Source organism: Gardnerella sp. DNF01205, from assembly GCF_049244135.1.
GTDB classification, from domain to species: domain Bacteria; phylum Actinomycetota; class Actinomycetes; order Actinomycetales; family Bifidobacteriaceae; genus Bifidobacterium; species Bifidobacterium leopoldii.
This window is the reverse complement of record NZ_CP058378.1, coordinates 1,055,678-1,071,511: the sequence shown is the minus strand read 5'-3', so window position 1 is coordinate 1,071,511 and position 15,834 is coordinate 1,055,678. Positions and strand designations below refer to the sequence as shown.

Annotated in this window: 13 protein-coding genes, 1 tRNA gene and 1 pseudogene; 11 read left to right on the top strand and 4 right to left on the bottom strand. The window is 42.2% G+C overall.

Going from position 1 to position 15,834, the window contains the following annotated elements:
• Window positions 1-62: 62 nt before the first annotated feature.
• Window positions 63-833 (bottom strand): hypothetical protein, encoded by a 771-nt coding sequence (locus HXT47_RS04520; protein ID WP_421788903.1) that lies wholly within the window; start codon window positions 831-833, stop codon window positions 63-65.
• 214 nt (window positions 834-1,047) lie between these two features.
• Here HXT47_RS04520 and HXT47_RS04515 point away from each other — a divergent pair, with 214 nt between their 5' ends.
• The 5 genes and pseudogenes from HXT47_RS04515 (at window position 1,048) to HXT47_RS04495 (ending at window position 4,839) form a co-directional block, all read left to right on the top strand.
• Window positions 1,048-1,659, top strand: coding sequence for an ATP-dependent Clp protease proteolytic subunit (locus HXT47_RS04515; RefSeq protein WP_004106325.1), 612 nt, complete (start codon window positions 1,048-1,050; stop codon window positions 1,657-1,659).
• Window positions 1,660-1,661: 2 nt separating this feature from the next.
• Window positions 1,662-2,336 carry an ATP-dependent Clp protease proteolytic subunit gene (locus HXT47_RS04510; protein ID WP_004106323.1) on the top strand — a complete coding sequence of 225 codons (675 nt, stop codon included), beginning with the start codon at window positions 1,662-1,664 and terminating at the stop codon, window positions 2,334-2,336.
• Between the two features lie 153 nt (window positions 2,337-2,489).
• A tRNA-Arg gene (locus tag HXT47_RS04505) sits at window positions 2,490-2,563 on the top strand.
• Window positions 2,564-2,725: 162 nt separating this feature from the next.
• Window positions 2,726-3,964 (top strand): annotated as a pseudogene (locus tag HXT47_RS04500) (Na+/H+ antiporter NhaA); the annotation flags it as partial.
• A 71-nt stretch (window positions 3,965-4,035) separates the two neighbouring features.
• Window positions 4,036-4,839: a TIGR00730 family Rossman fold protein gene (locus tag HXT47_RS04495; protein ID WP_117008746.1), complete on the top strand. Its 804-nt coding sequence runs from the start codon at window positions 4,036-4,038 to the stop codon at window positions 4,837-4,839.
• Between the two features lies 1 nt (window position 4,840).
• On the opposite strand, the gene HXT47_RS04490 is transcribed toward HXT47_RS04495, so the two are convergent.
• On the bottom strand, window positions 4,841-5,926 hold the full coding sequence (locus HXT47_RS04490) for a succinate dehydrogenase/fumarate reductase iron-sulfur subunit (RefSeq protein ID WP_004119090.1): 1,086 nt from the start codon (window positions 5,924-5,926) through the stop codon (window positions 4,841-4,843).
• 94 nt (window positions 5,927-6,020) lie between these two features.
• Between HXT47_RS04490 and HXT47_RS04485 the strand changes: the two genes are divergently transcribed.
• The 6 genes from HXT47_RS04485 to era all read left to right on the top strand — a co-directional run bounded on the left by HXT47_RS04485 (window position 6,021) and on the right by era (window position 11,649).
• Window positions 6,021-6,818 carry a 16S rRNA (uracil(1498)-N(3))-methyltransferase gene (locus tag HXT47_RS04485; RefSeq protein ID WP_004106319.1) on the top strand — a complete coding sequence of 266 codons (798 nt, stop codon included), beginning with the start codon at window positions 6,021-6,023 and terminating at the stop codon, window positions 6,816-6,818.
• Window positions 6,819-6,930: 112 nt separating this feature from the next.
• Window positions 6,931-7,293 carry a histidine triad nucleotide-binding protein gene (locus tag HXT47_RS04480; protein WP_004106318.1) on the top strand — a complete coding sequence of 121 codons (363 nt, stop codon included), beginning with the start codon at window positions 6,931-6,933 and terminating at the stop codon, window positions 7,291-7,293.
• A 3-nt stretch (window positions 7,294-7,296) separates the two neighbouring features.
• On the top strand, window positions 7,297-8,490 hold the full coding sequence (locus HXT47_RS04475; protein ID WP_004106317.1) for a PhoH family protein: 1,194 nt from the start codon (window positions 7,297-7,299) through the stop codon (window positions 8,488-8,490).
• A gap of 3 nt (window positions 8,491-8,493) precedes the next feature.
• The gene (gene ybeY, locus HXT47_RS04470; protein ID WP_004106316.1) at window positions 8,494-9,054 is read left to right on the top strand and encodes an rRNA maturation RNase YbeY; all 561 of its coding nucleotides are present in this window, start codon (window positions 8,494-8,496) and stop codon (window positions 9,052-9,054) included.
• A 20-nt stretch (window positions 9,055-9,074) separates the two neighbouring features.
• The gene (locus tag HXT47_RS04465; RefSeq protein ID WP_004106315.1) at window positions 9,075-10,583 is read left to right on the top strand and encodes a hemolysin family protein; all 1,509 of its coding nucleotides are present in this window, start codon (window positions 9,075-9,077) and stop codon (window positions 10,581-10,583) included.
• Between the two features lie 70 nt (window positions 10,584-10,653).
• On the top strand, window positions 10,654-11,649 hold the full coding sequence (era, locus tag HXT47_RS04460) for a GTPase Era (protein ID WP_421789402.1): 996 nt from the start codon (window positions 10,654-10,656) through the stop codon (window positions 11,647-11,649).
• A 190-nt stretch (window positions 11,650-11,839) separates the two neighbouring features.
• Here era and HXT47_RS04455 read toward each other — a convergent pair whose 3' ends face one another.
• A complete protein-coding gene (locus tag HXT47_RS04455; RefSeq protein ID WP_421788900.1) occupies window positions 11,840-13,399 on the bottom strand; it encodes a CAP domain-containing protein in 1,560 nt (519 codons plus the stop codon).
• A gap of 175 nt (window positions 13,400-13,574) precedes the next feature.
• Entirely contained in the window at window positions 13,575-15,623 is a 2,049-nt protein-coding gene (locus tag HXT47_RS04450) for an AMP-dependent synthetase/ligase (RefSeq protein WP_004106511.1), read from the bottom strand.
• Window positions 15,624-15,834 lie beyond the last annotated feature (211 nt).

Below are 15,834 nucleotides of genomic sequence, written 5' to 3'. Positions count from 1 at the left end.
AAGGCGCATTTGTTATTAGTAAATATTTTTTAGTTATGTTGGTTATTTTAGTTATTTTTTAATTAATTATTAGAACTGAATTCTTTATCTGCGATAAAAGTTCCATCATCGTTTGAGAAGATGAAATGCACTCGTACTGGTGCAATAATTTTTTCTTTCATATCATCCGATGCTGATTGTGGCATCAAGTTCGAGAGGCTATCGCCGTATGTTTGCATTCCAGTCTTTAACGCTGTAATTTCTAAATCAGATAGGTGCCTTTTGAACTTTGCATTTATATTGAGCTGATCACCTTTAGTGTCAAACGTTATGTTGAATGGTGAGCTGTTAGTGGCATCATTAAATCCATTAGTGAGTTTTTTAGCTTCTTCTGGATGGCAATGTACGTATTCTTCAATATTTGCGCTTTTTGGTGCAGCGCAATTGTAATGCGGTTTAAGATTAGTTGAAATTACGTAGCCACCTACTGCAACTATTGCTACTACTATGACAACAATAAGCCAAATGTATTTTGACTTATGAGCACTTGTATTTGTTGCATTTGGATAAGCGTTTGCAGGATAGTTGTTGACTGGTTGTTGATTATTCTGATATAAGTTTGGTTGGTAACCATTATTTGGATTTACATTATTAGGGTAATTGTTGTTCTGGTATCCGTTATTTGGGTATCCGTTGTTCTGGTACCCATTGTTTCCATAACCATTGTTTGGGTATCCGTTATTTGGATTTACATTATTTGGGTATGTATTATTTTGGTAACCATTATTTGGATACTCGTTATTTGGCATCGGAGCAGGCGAGTAGTTGTTGTCTGGCAATTGGTTAGGATCCATAATTACTCCTTATAATGAATTGATAATCCAATAAAAATATACTCAATAATGCATACTAACGTGAGGTAATAAGTAAAAATTACATCTGTTGATATGAATAAAATTTTAGAAATTTGGCGTAAAACATTCAATTCAAATCATATTCGCAATATTTTCTATGCGGTCATGCGCACAAGGTAGTGTAGAAATAATTACGTGGTAACAAGGAGATATAGTGACTGAGCTTTTTACAGCTTCTCCTGTGATGGAACAGGCTGAAGCGCCTACATCAACTGATTCTATTTTTAATCGGTTGCTAAAAGATCGCATTATTTGGTTGGGATCTGAAGTAAAAGACGAGAATGCCAATGTTATTTGCGCGCAAATGTTAATGCTTGCTGCGGAAGATCCTAAGAAGGATATTTGGTTGTATATTAATTCGCCTGGAGGTTCAATTACTGCTGGTATGGCAATTTACGATACTATGCAATTAATTGAGCCAGATGTTGCAACTATTGCTGTTGGCATGGCTGCATCTATGGGTCAGTTCTTGCTTAGTTCTGGCACTCCTGGTAAGCGTTATATTACCTCACATGCTCGTGTGCTTATGCATCAACCTTCTGGCGGTGTCGGTGGCACTGCTACGGATGTGCGAATTAACGCAGAGCTTATTATGGATATGAAAAAAACGCTTTCTGAATTGACTGCAAAGCAGACTGGTCATACGGTAGAGGAAATTTACCGAGATAACGAATACGATCACTGGTTTACAGCTCAGCAAGCTTTGGAGTATGGTTTCGTAGATAAGATTGTGACCACTCCTGCTTCTATGCGCGGTGAGGAGTAATTATGGCAAGTGAAGAAGCAAAGTTTGTTGCGCGTGCTGAGCGTTTAGCTGGTTTTGGCGGCGTTACTTCTGCTCAGCGCATTACTAATCGTTACGTGTTGCCTCAATTTGGCGAGCAAACTCCATACGGCATGAAAACGCAAGATCCTTACACTAAGCTGTTTGAAGATCGCATTATTTTCATGGGTGTGCAAGTAGATGACACTTCTGCTGACGACATTATGGCTCAGTTGCTTGTTTTAGAAAGCATGGATTCTGATCGCGATGTGATGATGTACATTAATTCACCTGGCGGTTCGATGACTGCTATGACTGCGATTTATGACACAATGCAATACATTAATCCAGATGTTCAAACTGTTTGTTTAGGTCAGGCTGCTTCTGCTGCTGCTATTATTCTTGCTGCTGGAGCTGCTGGTAAGCGCATGATTTTGCCAAATGCTCGTGTGCTTATCCATCAGCCTGCAATGGGTCAAGATTTTGGTAAAGCTACTGAAATTGAGCTTCAAGCTAAGGAAATGTTGCGTTTGCGTTCTTGGTTAGAATCAACTCTTGCAAAGCATACTGGTCAAGATATTGAGCGCATCCGTAAAGATATTGAAGTGGATACTATTTTGACTGCTCCAGAAGCTAAAGCTTATGGAATGGTTGACGAAGTGCTTGAGCGCAGAGCATAATTCAATTTTTACAACTTAGCGAGTATTTATCAATTCTTGCATTTCTTAACAACAAACCCCGGTCGACACGCCGGGGTTTGTGTTTTAGTGCGGATGGTTGTATATTAGTCAAGTTGCCGGAAACAAGGACATGGTTCTTGAGACTGGGGACATGCGCCAGTAGCCCAACGGATTAGAGCATCTGACTACGGATCAGAAGGTTGCAGGTTCGAATCCTGTCTGGCGCACAGACAAAACGCGAAGCTTTTGCTCCGCGTTTTTTTTTTAATTCGAATACAACTCGCTCGGTTTATGCCTCTCAGTTATACTTAAAAGTGCGAATCACATATTTTGCACTATAAAACGTTATAAACGTTATAAATGCATTTAGTGGAGGAAATATTTACAATATGATACGACGCAGTTGGAGAGTAGCACGCAAGATAGCAAATAATGAGCGAATTTCTGGCTTAATTATGCTTGGTTTCGCTCTTACCGGCTTATTGCTTGCAAATATTCCTTTAACCGCGCCAATATTTGAAGCTGTCTCGCATACTCATGTAGGCATTCCGTGGACGAATATACACATGTCGATTGGTCACTGGGTGCAAGACGGCGTGCTTACTATTTTCTTCCTTTCGGTTGGTTTAGATTTAAAACATGAGCTTATTGCTGGTTCGCTTTCTGACCCTCGCGCAGCTGCAATGCCAATGATTTGTGCTGTTGGTGGAATGATTGTGCCTCCTTTGCTGTTTGTTGCTACAGTAACTGTATTTTCTGAATTGCATGCCGGGCAGGAGATTATGCGTCTTACTTCTGGCGCTTTACCTTCGCTTGATATGGTTCGTGACGGGTGGGCAATACCTACAGCAACGGATATAGCTTTCTCTCTTGCTGTTCTTGCTTTATTTGCAAAAACTTTGCCACACGCTTTGCGCGCATTTCTTATGACTCTTGCTACAGTAGACGATTTGCTTGGAATAGCACTTATTGCTGTCTTCTTCTCGTCTCTTAACGCATGGTATTGGTTTGCTGGAGTAATTGCTTGCGGTTTGGTTTGGACTACTTTAGTGCGTTTGAAGCGCGTTCCATGGCCGTTGGTTGCAATAGTAGGAATTATGGCTTGGATTATGATGTATGAAGCTGGCGTGCATCCAACTTTAGCTGGAGTAATGGTGGGTTTGCTAACTCCGGCGCATTTAGTTCATGGTGAAAAAACGCTTCGGGCTGAACGCTATCGTGAAAAAATTCAGCCTGTTTCTGCGTTATTGGCTCTTCCAATTTTCGCTCTTTTCGCTACAGGAGTGCATTTTGAAACATTGACTTGGGAGTTGTTCTTCTCGCCAATTTTGATTGCCATCACTATTGCTCTTGTTGTTGGTAAACCTGTTGGAATTATGGCAACTGCTTGGATATCAAAGCGTGTTCTAGGTTTGAAAGTTCCTGATGGTCTTCGCGTAGTAGACTTAATGCCTACAGCATGTGCGTGTGGAATTGGTTTCACTGTTTCTCTTCTTATTGCCTCGCTTGCGTATTCTGACGCAGATTTGTCCGCTGAAGCACGTTTTGGCGTTCTTGTTGCTTCTATTATTGCTGCAGGAGTTTCTGGCTTCTTACTTTCTATGCAAGCAAAGCATATGGAAGAAGAATTAGATGAAGTTGAAGACTAGTTTTAATTATTATTTTCAATATATTTGAAAGTAAATTTCTAGGAGAAATCATGTTTAATAGTAAAGAAGATTTTTCAGTAGATGTTCCACCTTGGAATAACACGTATCATCGTGGTTCTGTTGTGATGCGCGGTTCTATGATTCCTAAGGAGAGCACTACAGAGACGCTTCTTCGTAACGATAACAATCAGCAGCTTGCTTCTGGAGTTGGTGTAGAAGTAGATAAGAGATGGGATTGGCGTAGCGCGGATCCATGGCGTGCGCTTCGTATTCAAGCTGAGTTTGTTGATGGTTTTGACGCGCTCGCATCGTTAGGTAAAGCTGTTAGTATTTTTGGTTCTGCTCGAATAAAAGAAGATGATCCTGAGTATTCTTTAGCTCGTACTATGGGTTCAGAGCTTGTAAAACGCGGTTTTGCTGTTATTACAGGTGGCGGTCCTGGAATTATGGAAGCTGCAAACCGTGGAGCTGCAGAAGCTGGTGGTACGTCTGTAGGATTGGGGATTGAGCTTCCTCATGAGCAGGGTTTGAATAAGTGGATTAATCTTGGCATGCAATTTCGGTATTTTTTCGTGCGTAAAACAATGTTTATGAAGTATTCTTCTGGAATTATTGTGTGCCCTGGCGGTTTTGGCACGATGGATGAAATGTTTGAAGCTTTGACTTTAGTGCAAACGCATAAAGTTGCGCGCGTGCCTGTTGTTCTTTTCGGTACTTCGTATTGGAATGGTTTGATTGACTGGCTGAAGTCTACAGTAACTCAACGAGGTTTTATTTCTTCACTCGATCCGCACTTGTTTGCTGTTACAGACGACCCAATAGAGGCAGTGCGCATAGCATCTGGAATTGAATAATCTAAGAGTTTTTGCGCTCGTTTACAAGCGTTGTAAGCTGCCAAATTTCTTCGCCAATATCAATTCCGCGAGGGCACTGTCTTGAACATGCTCTAACTGACTGGCATGCGCTAATACCGTCACTGCTGTCTATTAGATCAAGGCGATGCTCTGTTGCGTTGTCTCTGGAATCGTAAATAAAACGAGCCGCGTTAACTAATGCTGCAGGCCCAATAAAGGCTTCTCCGCCTGCATAAATTGGGCAAATTCCTTCGCAAGCACCGCACATAATGCAATTGCTCAAAAGCTCAAATTTTTTAAGTTCCTCAGGATGTTGCAAAAACTCAATAAGCTGGAGTTTCCCTTCAGTATTTCTCGTAGAAACGTTAGATGCCTGCAAATAAGGTTCTAAGCGTTTTATTTGCGAAATCATAGGCGAAATATCGCAAATAAGATCTCGTTGAACTGCAAATCCTGAAAGTGGAGCAAGCTCAATAACACCAAAAGTGCCATTTTGCAAAGTGGTAGTCTCTTTAGATTTTTGCTGTAAAGTTGGCGATTTTGTCGACTGTGAGGAGCTGCTAGTAGTGCCAGTTTTTCTAAAGCCTCGAGATTGCACGCTATTTGTGCTTTCAGGACGTGCGTTCGCACCAATAGTTGCACTGCATAGTAAGGTTGGCATGCCATTTACGTTTGCAGCGTCGGAACCGCAAACGCCGTGACCGCATGAGTAGCGGAAAGCTAAAGTTGGGTCGATTGTGCGTTTAATAGTCAGTAAACAGTCAAGAATAGTGTCAGTAGAATGAACGCGTAAACTGTAATCTTGAACCCAATGCTTACCTTGAATGCGTTTTGGAGAAGATTCGTAAGATTCACCGGATTCACTAGATATTCTGGATTCACTAGATTCGGAAGAATTATTTATGTTATTTTCTGAAGAATCTAGTTTTGCGAAAGGATTACTGCGCTTTCTGCGCGCAAAAGGACTTTCTCTGCGCTTGCGCTCTGTCTGTTTACTGTTTGCATCATCTTCAGATTTATTACATGGAGTAAAGCGTGAAATACGCAAAGTAACAAGCGCAGTGTTATCACCAAGCTCATTACTCATTGCAAACCTCCAATACGTACTGTTCTAGTTTGCCACAATACTTGCACAGAAACATTTTTTAGTACTTGGCGCATCCTCACGTTAGGCTTGAACTATGACTGACGCTTTATTTTTGCTTGATACTGATCACGATAATGCTCCTGTGCTTGCAGAAGGAATCGAAGAAGGGTGGACGATTGCGCTTCCATCTCAAGTAAAACGTCACGCTATATCTGCCATGCGACTATTAGAAGGCGATGCTTTGCAACTTTCTGACGGCAAAGGCTTGCGCATTCATGCAAAGGTGACGGATGTTGAAAATGGCTTAGTTCGTGTAGAAGCGTTTACTAGGGAAGCTCCGCGAATGACTAGACTTGCACTTGTTCAAGCTTTGGCAAAAACAGGGCACGATGAGCAAGCAATTGATATGGCTACGCAAATTGGCGTGGATGAAGTAATCCCTTGGTGCGCGGATCGTTCAATTGCAAAGTGGAAACCTGGTCGCACAGATAAGCGTTGGAGCCAAGTTTTACAGTCTGCCACAGAGCAATCTCGTCGTGCATGGATGCCTGAACTTCAAGAATGTGTTTCGAGCAAGCAAATAGTTGCAATATGTAGGCGTGCGTGCGTTTACGGAAATCTCGTAATCGTATTGCATCAAGACGCAACTGATTGCTGGAATCAAATAGAACAAGCAGTAAATACTCTTAGCGAGCGCTGTTTGGAGGATGGTAAAGAGCGCACTATTTACGTTTTAGTTGGGCCAGAAGGTGGTATTAGTGACGATGAAGTGTCAATGTTTATTGATGCTGGTGCTAAAAGCTGCGTTTTAGGTAGCAATATTCTTCGTGCATCTACTGCAGGACCTGTAGCTCTTTCTCTTCTTTCGCGTGTTTTAGGACGTTACGAATAATCGCATAAATCGTATCTAAAAGTGCTCATAATTGTGTAAAATAATAAGAAGAGTGTCGATTGCTTTTGGCTTAAGGCATTGATTTCATTTAGTAGCAAATAGGGGAGAAACCATGAGTGATATCACTTATAATACTGATGCTGATTGCATTTTTTGTAAAATTGTTGCTGGAGAAATACCGAGCAGCAGAGTTTATGAAGACGATTCGGTAGTTGCTTTTAAAGATATTAATCCTCAAGCAAAAGTGCATGTGCTGATTGTGCCACGCAATCACTATAAGAATGTTGCTGAGCTTGCTAGTAAAGCTCCTGAAACTTTGGCCCATATTGCTGGTGTTGCGCAAAAAATTGCTGATGATGAATTCAACGGTGATTATCGACTCGTATTTAATACTGGTATTGATGCTGGTCAAACAGTGTTTCATGTTCATGCTCATGTATTAACTGGCGAAAAACTTGTAGAAGGTAGCTTGTAAATCGTGACGAAAAGTACTACGCGTTTTGTGCAAATTCCTAGCGAATTAAGCTCGGTTGCAGTTTTAGGTGCTGCAGATGCTGGTTTGCGTGAAGTAGAACATGCTTTTCCAGAAGCAGATATTACTGTGCGAGGCAAAGATGTTCAAATTGTTGCTCGTTCAGCTAGAGCAGATGAAGATGCAGCTAAAGCTGAGTATGCGTTTAGGCGCATGATTGATGCAGCTTACGAACAACCTATGGATGCGTACGAAGTAAGACGCATGCTTGAGCGTGATATTTTGCATAACGATGAACACAATGTGCGTATAAACCGTATCGGTCATGATGGTGGAGTGCTTGGAAATAGTATTATTTCTTCATCCTATGCAATTAATAATTCTGCTTCGCGCGCTGAAAATGAGTTTTCAAGAGATTCAAGTGAGCTGTTGCCTTCTAGCGAAGAAGCGCATCGCCGTGCTATGAGCAGAAGAGCTCGAATGAGTAAAGGCGTGATTACGTTTGCTGGAGGAAATCCTGTTCGCGCAAAAACTGCTGGGCAAACAGCGTACGTGCAAGCAATGGATTGCAATATTGTAACGTTTGGAATTGGTCCTGCTGGTACTGGAAAAACGTATTTAGCAGTTGCTAAAGCTGTTCGTGCATTGGAAGATGGAAGAGTTCGCAGAATTGTTCTTACTCGTCCTGCTGTTGAAGCTGGCGAAAACTTAGGATTCTTGCCTGGCACTTTAAACGATAAAGTTGATCCATATTTGCGCCCACTCTATGATGCGCTTTCTGATATGCTTGGATCTGCACAACTAAAACGCTATCTTGACGAGAATGTTGTTGAAGTTGCTCCTCTTGCTTATATGCGAGGTCGCACATTAAACGATGCTTTTGTTATTCTTGATGAAGCGCAAAATGCGACTGTTCAGCAATTAAAAATGTTCCTAACTCGACTCGGTTTTAATACAACCATGGTGATTACAGGAGATAGCACGCAGGTTGATTTAGCAGTTGTGCGTTCTGGTCTTGTTTCTATTGAGAAGATTTTGGGCGAAGTTAAAGATATTGCTTTTGTGCATTTGCAAGCAGAAGACGTTGTGCGTCATGCTTTGGTTGGTCGTATTGTGGAAGCATACGAAAATTACGATGCAATGCTTGAGCGTAAAAAACGTGAACGTACTAAAGAATCTACTGAGAGGAATAACGGATAAATCATGAGCATTGAAGTCATGAATGAAACAGTGTGGAATATTGACGCTAAAATCTTCTCAGATCTTGGAATGTGGGTTCTTCAACAAATGAAAGTAAGTACGCATTCGGATTTATCGATTACTTTTGTTGATCCAGAGCCAATTGCCTGTTTGCATGAACGTTGGATGAACCTAGAAGGCCCAACGGATGTTATGAGTTTCCCAATGGACGAGCTTACTCCTGGAAGCGATGAAAAAGTTTCTGAAGGAATGCTTGGCGACTTGGTGATTTGCCCATGGGTTGCTCAACAGCAGGCGCTCGCAGCTGGGCATAGTACTATGGAAGAAATGTTGTTGCTAACTATTCACGGTATTCTGCATCTGCTTGGCTACGATCACACTACTCCGGAAGAAGAAAAGCAAATGTTTGGTTTGCAACGTCAACTAATGCTTACTTTTTTCGCTGCTCGATCTGGAGAATTGTACGATGCAACTTTGCCAGAAGGTGCAGTAAACGAGCTTGAGCGTTACGATGTTGAGCATGAAGCGAGTAGCGTCAAAAATAAAAATAAAAAACAGCATTAAAGCGCATTAAGAGCATAATTATGGAATATATTAAGCAAATATTTTCTAGCATATCAGTTCCGCAATTGCCGTTGCATATCTGGATTGGCTTAGCTGCATTGCTTGTGCTGGCAATGCTGCTTGTATGGCTTTCGCTTGCTATGGCTGCTGCAGAAGGGGCAGTGCCTAGAGTTACTCGTGCAAGTTTAAATAATCTTATGATTGAAGCGCAAACGCATGATGATGAAACTAGTGCCATAGTGCGTATGCGTCGAATCGCTAGAATCCATCGTGTAAAAAAACTGATTGCTGACCGTTATACAACTTCTGGAGCATGCGCTTTTGTGCGTGTGCTATGTAACGTTTTAGATGGAGTTTTGTTTGCTTCTTTAGCTGCATTTTTCGGCTCGCCTTTATGGGTAACTCTTATTATTGGTGTTGTTGTTTCAGTAGCTGTAGCTGTGATTTCTATTCTTGTTCGTCCACGTTCAGTTGGTGCGGCTCAACCTGTAGCAAAGTTGATGCGACTTTCTCGCATTGTGTCTATTGCTATTGCGATTAATCCTTTAGTGCATATTGCTAGCGATGTTGACGTCACTTCTAGGAAAAAGCATGTTGATCTTTCAGATGATGAAGCTTTGGAAGATATTCAGCTAGATCAAGCAAAGGCGAGTATTGATCGACTTGTTGAAGCGAATGATTTCGATCCGGAAGTGTCGGAAATGATGCGCAATGTGCTCACGCTTTCAGATACTTTGACTCGCGAAATAATGGTACCTAGAACCGATATGATTTGCGTTAAAAGTGATGAAACGCTGGAAAATTTCCTTAAATTATGCTCTCGTTCAGGATTTTCTCGAGTTCCCGTTATTGGAGATTCTGTAGATGATTTAGTAGGTGTTGCTTATTTGAAGGATGCTGTACGCGCTACTGTGTTTAATCCTGCAGCATCTTCTAGAGCAGTTGAAACAATTAGCCGAGACCCCATGCTTGTTCCTGAGTCGAAGCCGGTTGACGATTTATTCCATGAAATGCAACGAATTCGCCAGCATGTGGCAGTAGTGGTTGACGAATACGGCGGTATTGCAGGCTTGGTTACTATTGAGGATGCTATTGAGCAAATTGTTGGCGAGTTGGAAGATGAGCACGATCGCACTCAGCATGCAGATCCAGAAGAAATACGTGACGGCGTGTGGAAGATGCCTGCTCGAACGTCAATCGCAGATTTGGAAGATATTTTTGAAGTTCATATTGACGAAGACGATGTGGATACTGTGTTTGGTTTGCTTACGAAGTTGATTGGTAATGTGCCGATTGTTGGTTCCAGCGCTGTTACAAGAGGACTAAAATTAACTGCTGTAGATTCAGCTGGTAGGCGAAAGAAAGTATCTACTATTTTAGTAGAACGAGATGCGCAAGTTTTGGAAGAGTCTAAGGATTCTAAGGATAATCAAAATGACATTAGCTCTTCCGAAAAATCTGCTGAAAGCAAACAAACCAATGCTTTGAAGCAAGCTAGTACTATGAAACAAACGAATATGCTGAAATAAAGAACTGGACGGTAAGAATAACGTGAATAATATTAACAACTTTGATGATACTGATGACTTCGACGACGAGATGTTTGCAAATCTAGACGCTTCAACTCGCGCAACGATTTCTACTCCTGATTTTCACGGTTATCGTTCCGGTTTCGTAGCTGTAGTTGGTAGACCAAACGTTGGTAAGTCTACGCTTATGAATGCTCTTATTGGTACGCAAATTGCTATTGCGTCGTCTCGTCCGGAAACTACGCGTAAAGCTATTCGAGGGATTGTTACTACCGATAATGCACAAATGGTGTTGGTTGATACGCCTGGTATTCACCGTCCTCGTACGCTTCTTGGTCAGCGTTTGAATGATATTGTTGACGAGTCACTTTCAGATGTTGACGCGATTGCATTCTTGCTTCCAGCAGACCAGGAGATAGGACCTGGAGATAGGCGAATTCTGAGTCGACTTCGTTCTGATTTTGCTAAAAAAGATGAGAAGGGCAATTGGACTTGGAAAGTTCCGCTTATCGGCATTGTTACGAAAATCGATACGCTTAGTCGCAGTGAATTAGTTGAGCATTTGCTTCAAATTCAGCAGTTTGCTGATTTTACGGATATCGTGCCGGTTAGTGCGTTGGAACGCGACAATGTTGACGAAGTTAAGAATGTTTTGATTCAAAACTTGCCGGAAGGTCCGCAAATGTATCCGGCGGATCAGCTTAGTGAGGAAAGCCCAGAAAGCATGATTTCGGAGCTTATTCGCGGCGCATTTTTGGAAGAGTTGGACGACGAGTTGCCTCATTCATTAGCTGTTGTAGTTGACGATATTGTGTATCCGGGTGGTGGCGAAGATACTCAATACGACGACAATAAAGCGTATGTGCTTGTATCTGTTTATGTTGAGCGTGATTCTCAAAAGCCGATTATTATTGGCCATCGTGCGGAGCATTTAGTGCGCGTAAAGAAGCGTTTGCGCACGGCTGTAAATCGCATTACTGGTACAAAAGCTGTACTTGAATTGCATGTGAAGGTTGCAAAAGGATGGCAGAGCGATCCTAAGAAGCTTGAGCGTTTGGGGTTCTAGTAGAGCATATTTTACTTATTTTGTGACAATCTACTTATAAGTAATAATGGTTTCTGTGGAAGTGATTATGAGAGTAACCTTACTCAAGTTGAAAACACAATTCTTTGCAAATAAGTTGTAATAAAAAGTGACGCAACGGTGAATGCCGCTGCGTCACTTAATTTTTGTTTGTTAATTAGATTTCAGCTTCCTACAGAAGTGTGTCAGGATCAACTACAGGGGTATCCGTAGTGCTAGATGCAGGTAAAGTAGTTGAAGCGTTGGAGCCGTTTAAGTCTCCCAAGCTAGAGTCTCCGATGTTGGTTCCGCCGAAGTCGGTGGTGTTGCCTAAGCCGAAGGTGAAGTCTCCGATGTTGGTTCCGCCGAAGTCGGTGGTGTTGCCTAAGCCGAAGGTGAAGTCTCCGATGTTGGTTCCGCCGAAGTCGGTGGTGTTGCCTAAGCCGAAGGTGAAGTCTCCGATGTTGGTTCCGCCGAAGTCGGTGGTGTTGCCTAAGCCGAAGGTGAAGTCTCCGATGTTGGTTCCGCCGAAGTCGGTGGTGTTGCCTAAGCCGAAGGTGAAGTCTCCGATGTTGGTTCCGCCGAAGTCGGTGGTGTTGCCCAAGCCGAAGTTGAAGTCTCCTAAGCCGAAGTTAGAAGAATTGATATCTCCTACACCAATATTGTAATCGGAATGGCTAAAGCTTGGATATTCTTCTGGAATATTGATATTTGGCATAACATCTGGTGTAACAGTATGATCTACTTCAGGATCTGACGGCACGGTGTGGTCAGGAACTGACGGCACGGTGTGATCAGGAACTGACGGTGTTGGTGTTTGGCTGGAAGATCCACCATTACCATTGATGTACCTGTCAATAAGTTGTTTGTATTGTTCGATTGTGAAAGGAGCGCTTTCTGTTGAAGCATCCCATGCTGCAATGCTACCGTACTCATTACTAATGTTTCCAGTAGTGAATCCCATTGAACCAAGTGAGCCGTTAATGAAGTTCAAATAGTGACCAACTTCGCCTTCTGGAGCCTCTTGTCCACGTGACTTGTATTCGTCGTAAACTTTCTTTTCGTCTGTAATCCACTGCTTCATTGCGCCAGTCATTGTTTCAGGTGTTGTGCCACCGGTGTATGAACCATCGCCGTAATCAGCCCAAGCCAAATTTTCATAAGTATTATAGTGACGAGCATGATCGGTGTGGTTTGCAGAATAGAATGCATCGTTAATTGCATCAGCGGTTAATTGGAGGCTTACGCCCATAGGACTTAATCCTATGCTTTGGCGATAAGCATTAATTGCTTGCATATAAGATATTGCTTTGCTTAAGCGAGAAAGAGAATCTGGGTAAATATCTCCTTTTCCTAAAGTCACCTTTGAGTCGTACCAGCTTGGCTTATTTAATTGTCCGGTCAAAGTTTCGTAAGCTTTGCGAGCATCTTCGCGCTGTGCCGCAGTAAGAGAAGGATCGTTCATTGCAAATCTAAAAAGACCTGCGGCAGTCTTTTCTACACTGCTTTGTGAAGTTGTTGCGCCTTTTGTTAGTGGAGCTGATGCTACATTGTAAGTGACTTTATTGTTAGGAATGAGAACAGTAGGTTGTTTTAAATCAGTTTCGTTTGCATATGCACTATTGGCAGTAACTGCAAACATTGAGATAGAAGCCCCAGTTAAAATTACCGCTACGCTTGCGGCAGTAAGTTTCTTAGAAAAAGTATTTGAATAAACTTTTCTTTCAGATTTTATAGTTTTGTTTTTATTCATAATTGTTCTCTTTCTTGTAGGAAAAATTCCCTTGCACGCATAATTTTAATAAGTATGTGAAACATTTTAAATGTGTATTTTTTATGCAATTTACCCCGCATTTGTAGAGTTAAATATATTAACTTTCCAAATACGGGGTAAATTGTGTGCGTTCAGCTGAGTTAATTTAAACAAACTACTTTTTGCGCGTCGTATACATTTGTGTATTAAGTAAAGTAGTGTAGCGCTTAATAACTCGTGGACGAATAATCTTCATAGACGCAGTCATTAAGCCGTTTTCTTGCGTAAACTCTTCTGGCAAAATAATGAACTTTCGCACAGATTCTGCGCGTGACACGCCTTCATTGGCAAGATCTATAAATTTTTGCACTTCAGCACGAACGACAGCATTATTAGCAGCCTCTTCCATGCTCATAGTAGCGTCAAGACCCTTGAGTTTAAGCCAATTTCGTAAAGTTTCTTCGTCTAAAGTAACAAGTGCAGAAATAAACGGACGCTTATCTCCAAGAACGAGAGCCTGAGACACAAGTTCGCATCTCTTAATCATCTCTTCAATAGGTCCAGGAGCAACATTCTTACCGCCAGCAGTAATAATCAAATCCTTCTTACGTCCGGTAATATAAAGCATGCCATCGTCGTCAATTCGTCCCAAATCGCCTGTTGCGTACCATCCGTCTTTAGTAAATGAAGTTTCTGTTGCTTCATCGTTTTTGTGATACTTATGGAATACGCAAGTGCCTTTAATTTGAACTTCGCCGTCGGATGCGATTCGCAAAGTAAAAGCTGGGAATGCAATGCCAACAGAACCTTCTCGGAATGGAACTCCAATAGGAGTAAACGCGCATGGTGCAGTAGTTTCTGTAAGACCATAACCTTCGTAGACAGGAACTCCTGCTCCGCGGAAGAATGAAAGCAATTCAGGATCTAGAGGAGCTCCACCTGCAACAATCCAGCGTGCGCGACCGCCAAGAGCTTGGCGAAGTGGACGATAAACAAGCGGATCGTAAGCAGTGCGGCGAGCTTTAGTAAGAGCCTTAGCGTCACCAAATTCCTGAACTTCCTTCATATACTGCTGTGCTGTCACAACAGCACCCTGGAAAGCCAAGCCTTTAGCACCGTGACCAGCCTTCTGCGAAGCTGCGTTATAAACCTTCTCAAGAACTCGAGGGACAACAATCATAACCGTAGGTTTTGCAACTTGCAAATCGGAAATCAAAGTAGGAATACCTTGAGCAATATAAATGCGCAACGTACTTGCAACAACAATATAGTTAATTGCTCTTGCAAAAGAGTGTGCTTGAGGAAGGAACAGAAGCACAGAGCCGTCTTTTTCGCTAAGCAAATTCGGCAAGTAAACAGGCAAATTCAACGCTGTAGTGCAATAGTGTTCGTGAGTCATTTCCACACCTTTAGGTGCAGCTGTGGAGCCAGAAGTGTAAACAATAGAGCACAAGTCTGTTTTCTTTACAGAATCAATGCGAGCATCTAGTTCCTCATCGCTAACAGCGTATCCGAAAGCTTGAAGTTCTGCTAAACCGCCTGTTTCAATGCAAATAATGCGTTCCAAACTTGGGCATTCTTCAATAGCTCCATCAGCTTTATCTCGCATGTCAGTTGTTTCAACAATAAGGAAACGCGAGTCGGAATTATTCACAATATTGCGAATTTGCTCAGCTGAATCCGTGTCATAAATAGTTGCAAGAACACCGCCGCAAGCCATAACTGCTGCGTCTGTTACATCCCACTCGTATGATGTTTTGCACATAAAAGCAACAGCGTCGCCTTTGCGCAATCCGTAGTGCATCAAACCTTTTGCGGCATCGCGTACTTCTTGAAGGAACTGATTAGCTGTTTTTGTGACCCACTTATCGTTTTCTTTATAAGTGTAAAGAGGATCGTCGCCCATACGTGCTGCGCGATCTGCGTATAAGTCATAAATGCTTGTGCCATCGTCAAGAGGTGCTGCGCTTTCGGTTTTTGTGGTCAGCAAGCCTGTTTCCGGATCGATAAACGTCGTTGTTGGCATTTGCGCACCCCACTCTTCTACGTGTGGAAGGCGTTGTTTTTGTGAAAGTAAAGTATTTGTGTTTTCTTGATCCGTATTAAGGTAGTCTGGTCCGCCTGCACGGTCATCGCTGACTGGGTGCGCGAAGTTACTGCCAATACGCAATGCTTTACGGGCAAGATTAAACGCTTGCTGTTGGAGTGCATTAAAAACGGACACATTTGCTCCTTCATTATGCCAAACGGCTTGCGGATTAAGCGCACATCATAGTATCATGCTATGCACTTACATACTATTAACTATAATAATCGTTTGTATGCTCAAGTAGCAGTTATATTCGATTTGATTAGTAATAATTTTGTATTTGCTATAAGTCGTAGCCTGTCGTTAGAATAGCAAAGTTGCTTTGGCGAGGGAATATGCCACTAGC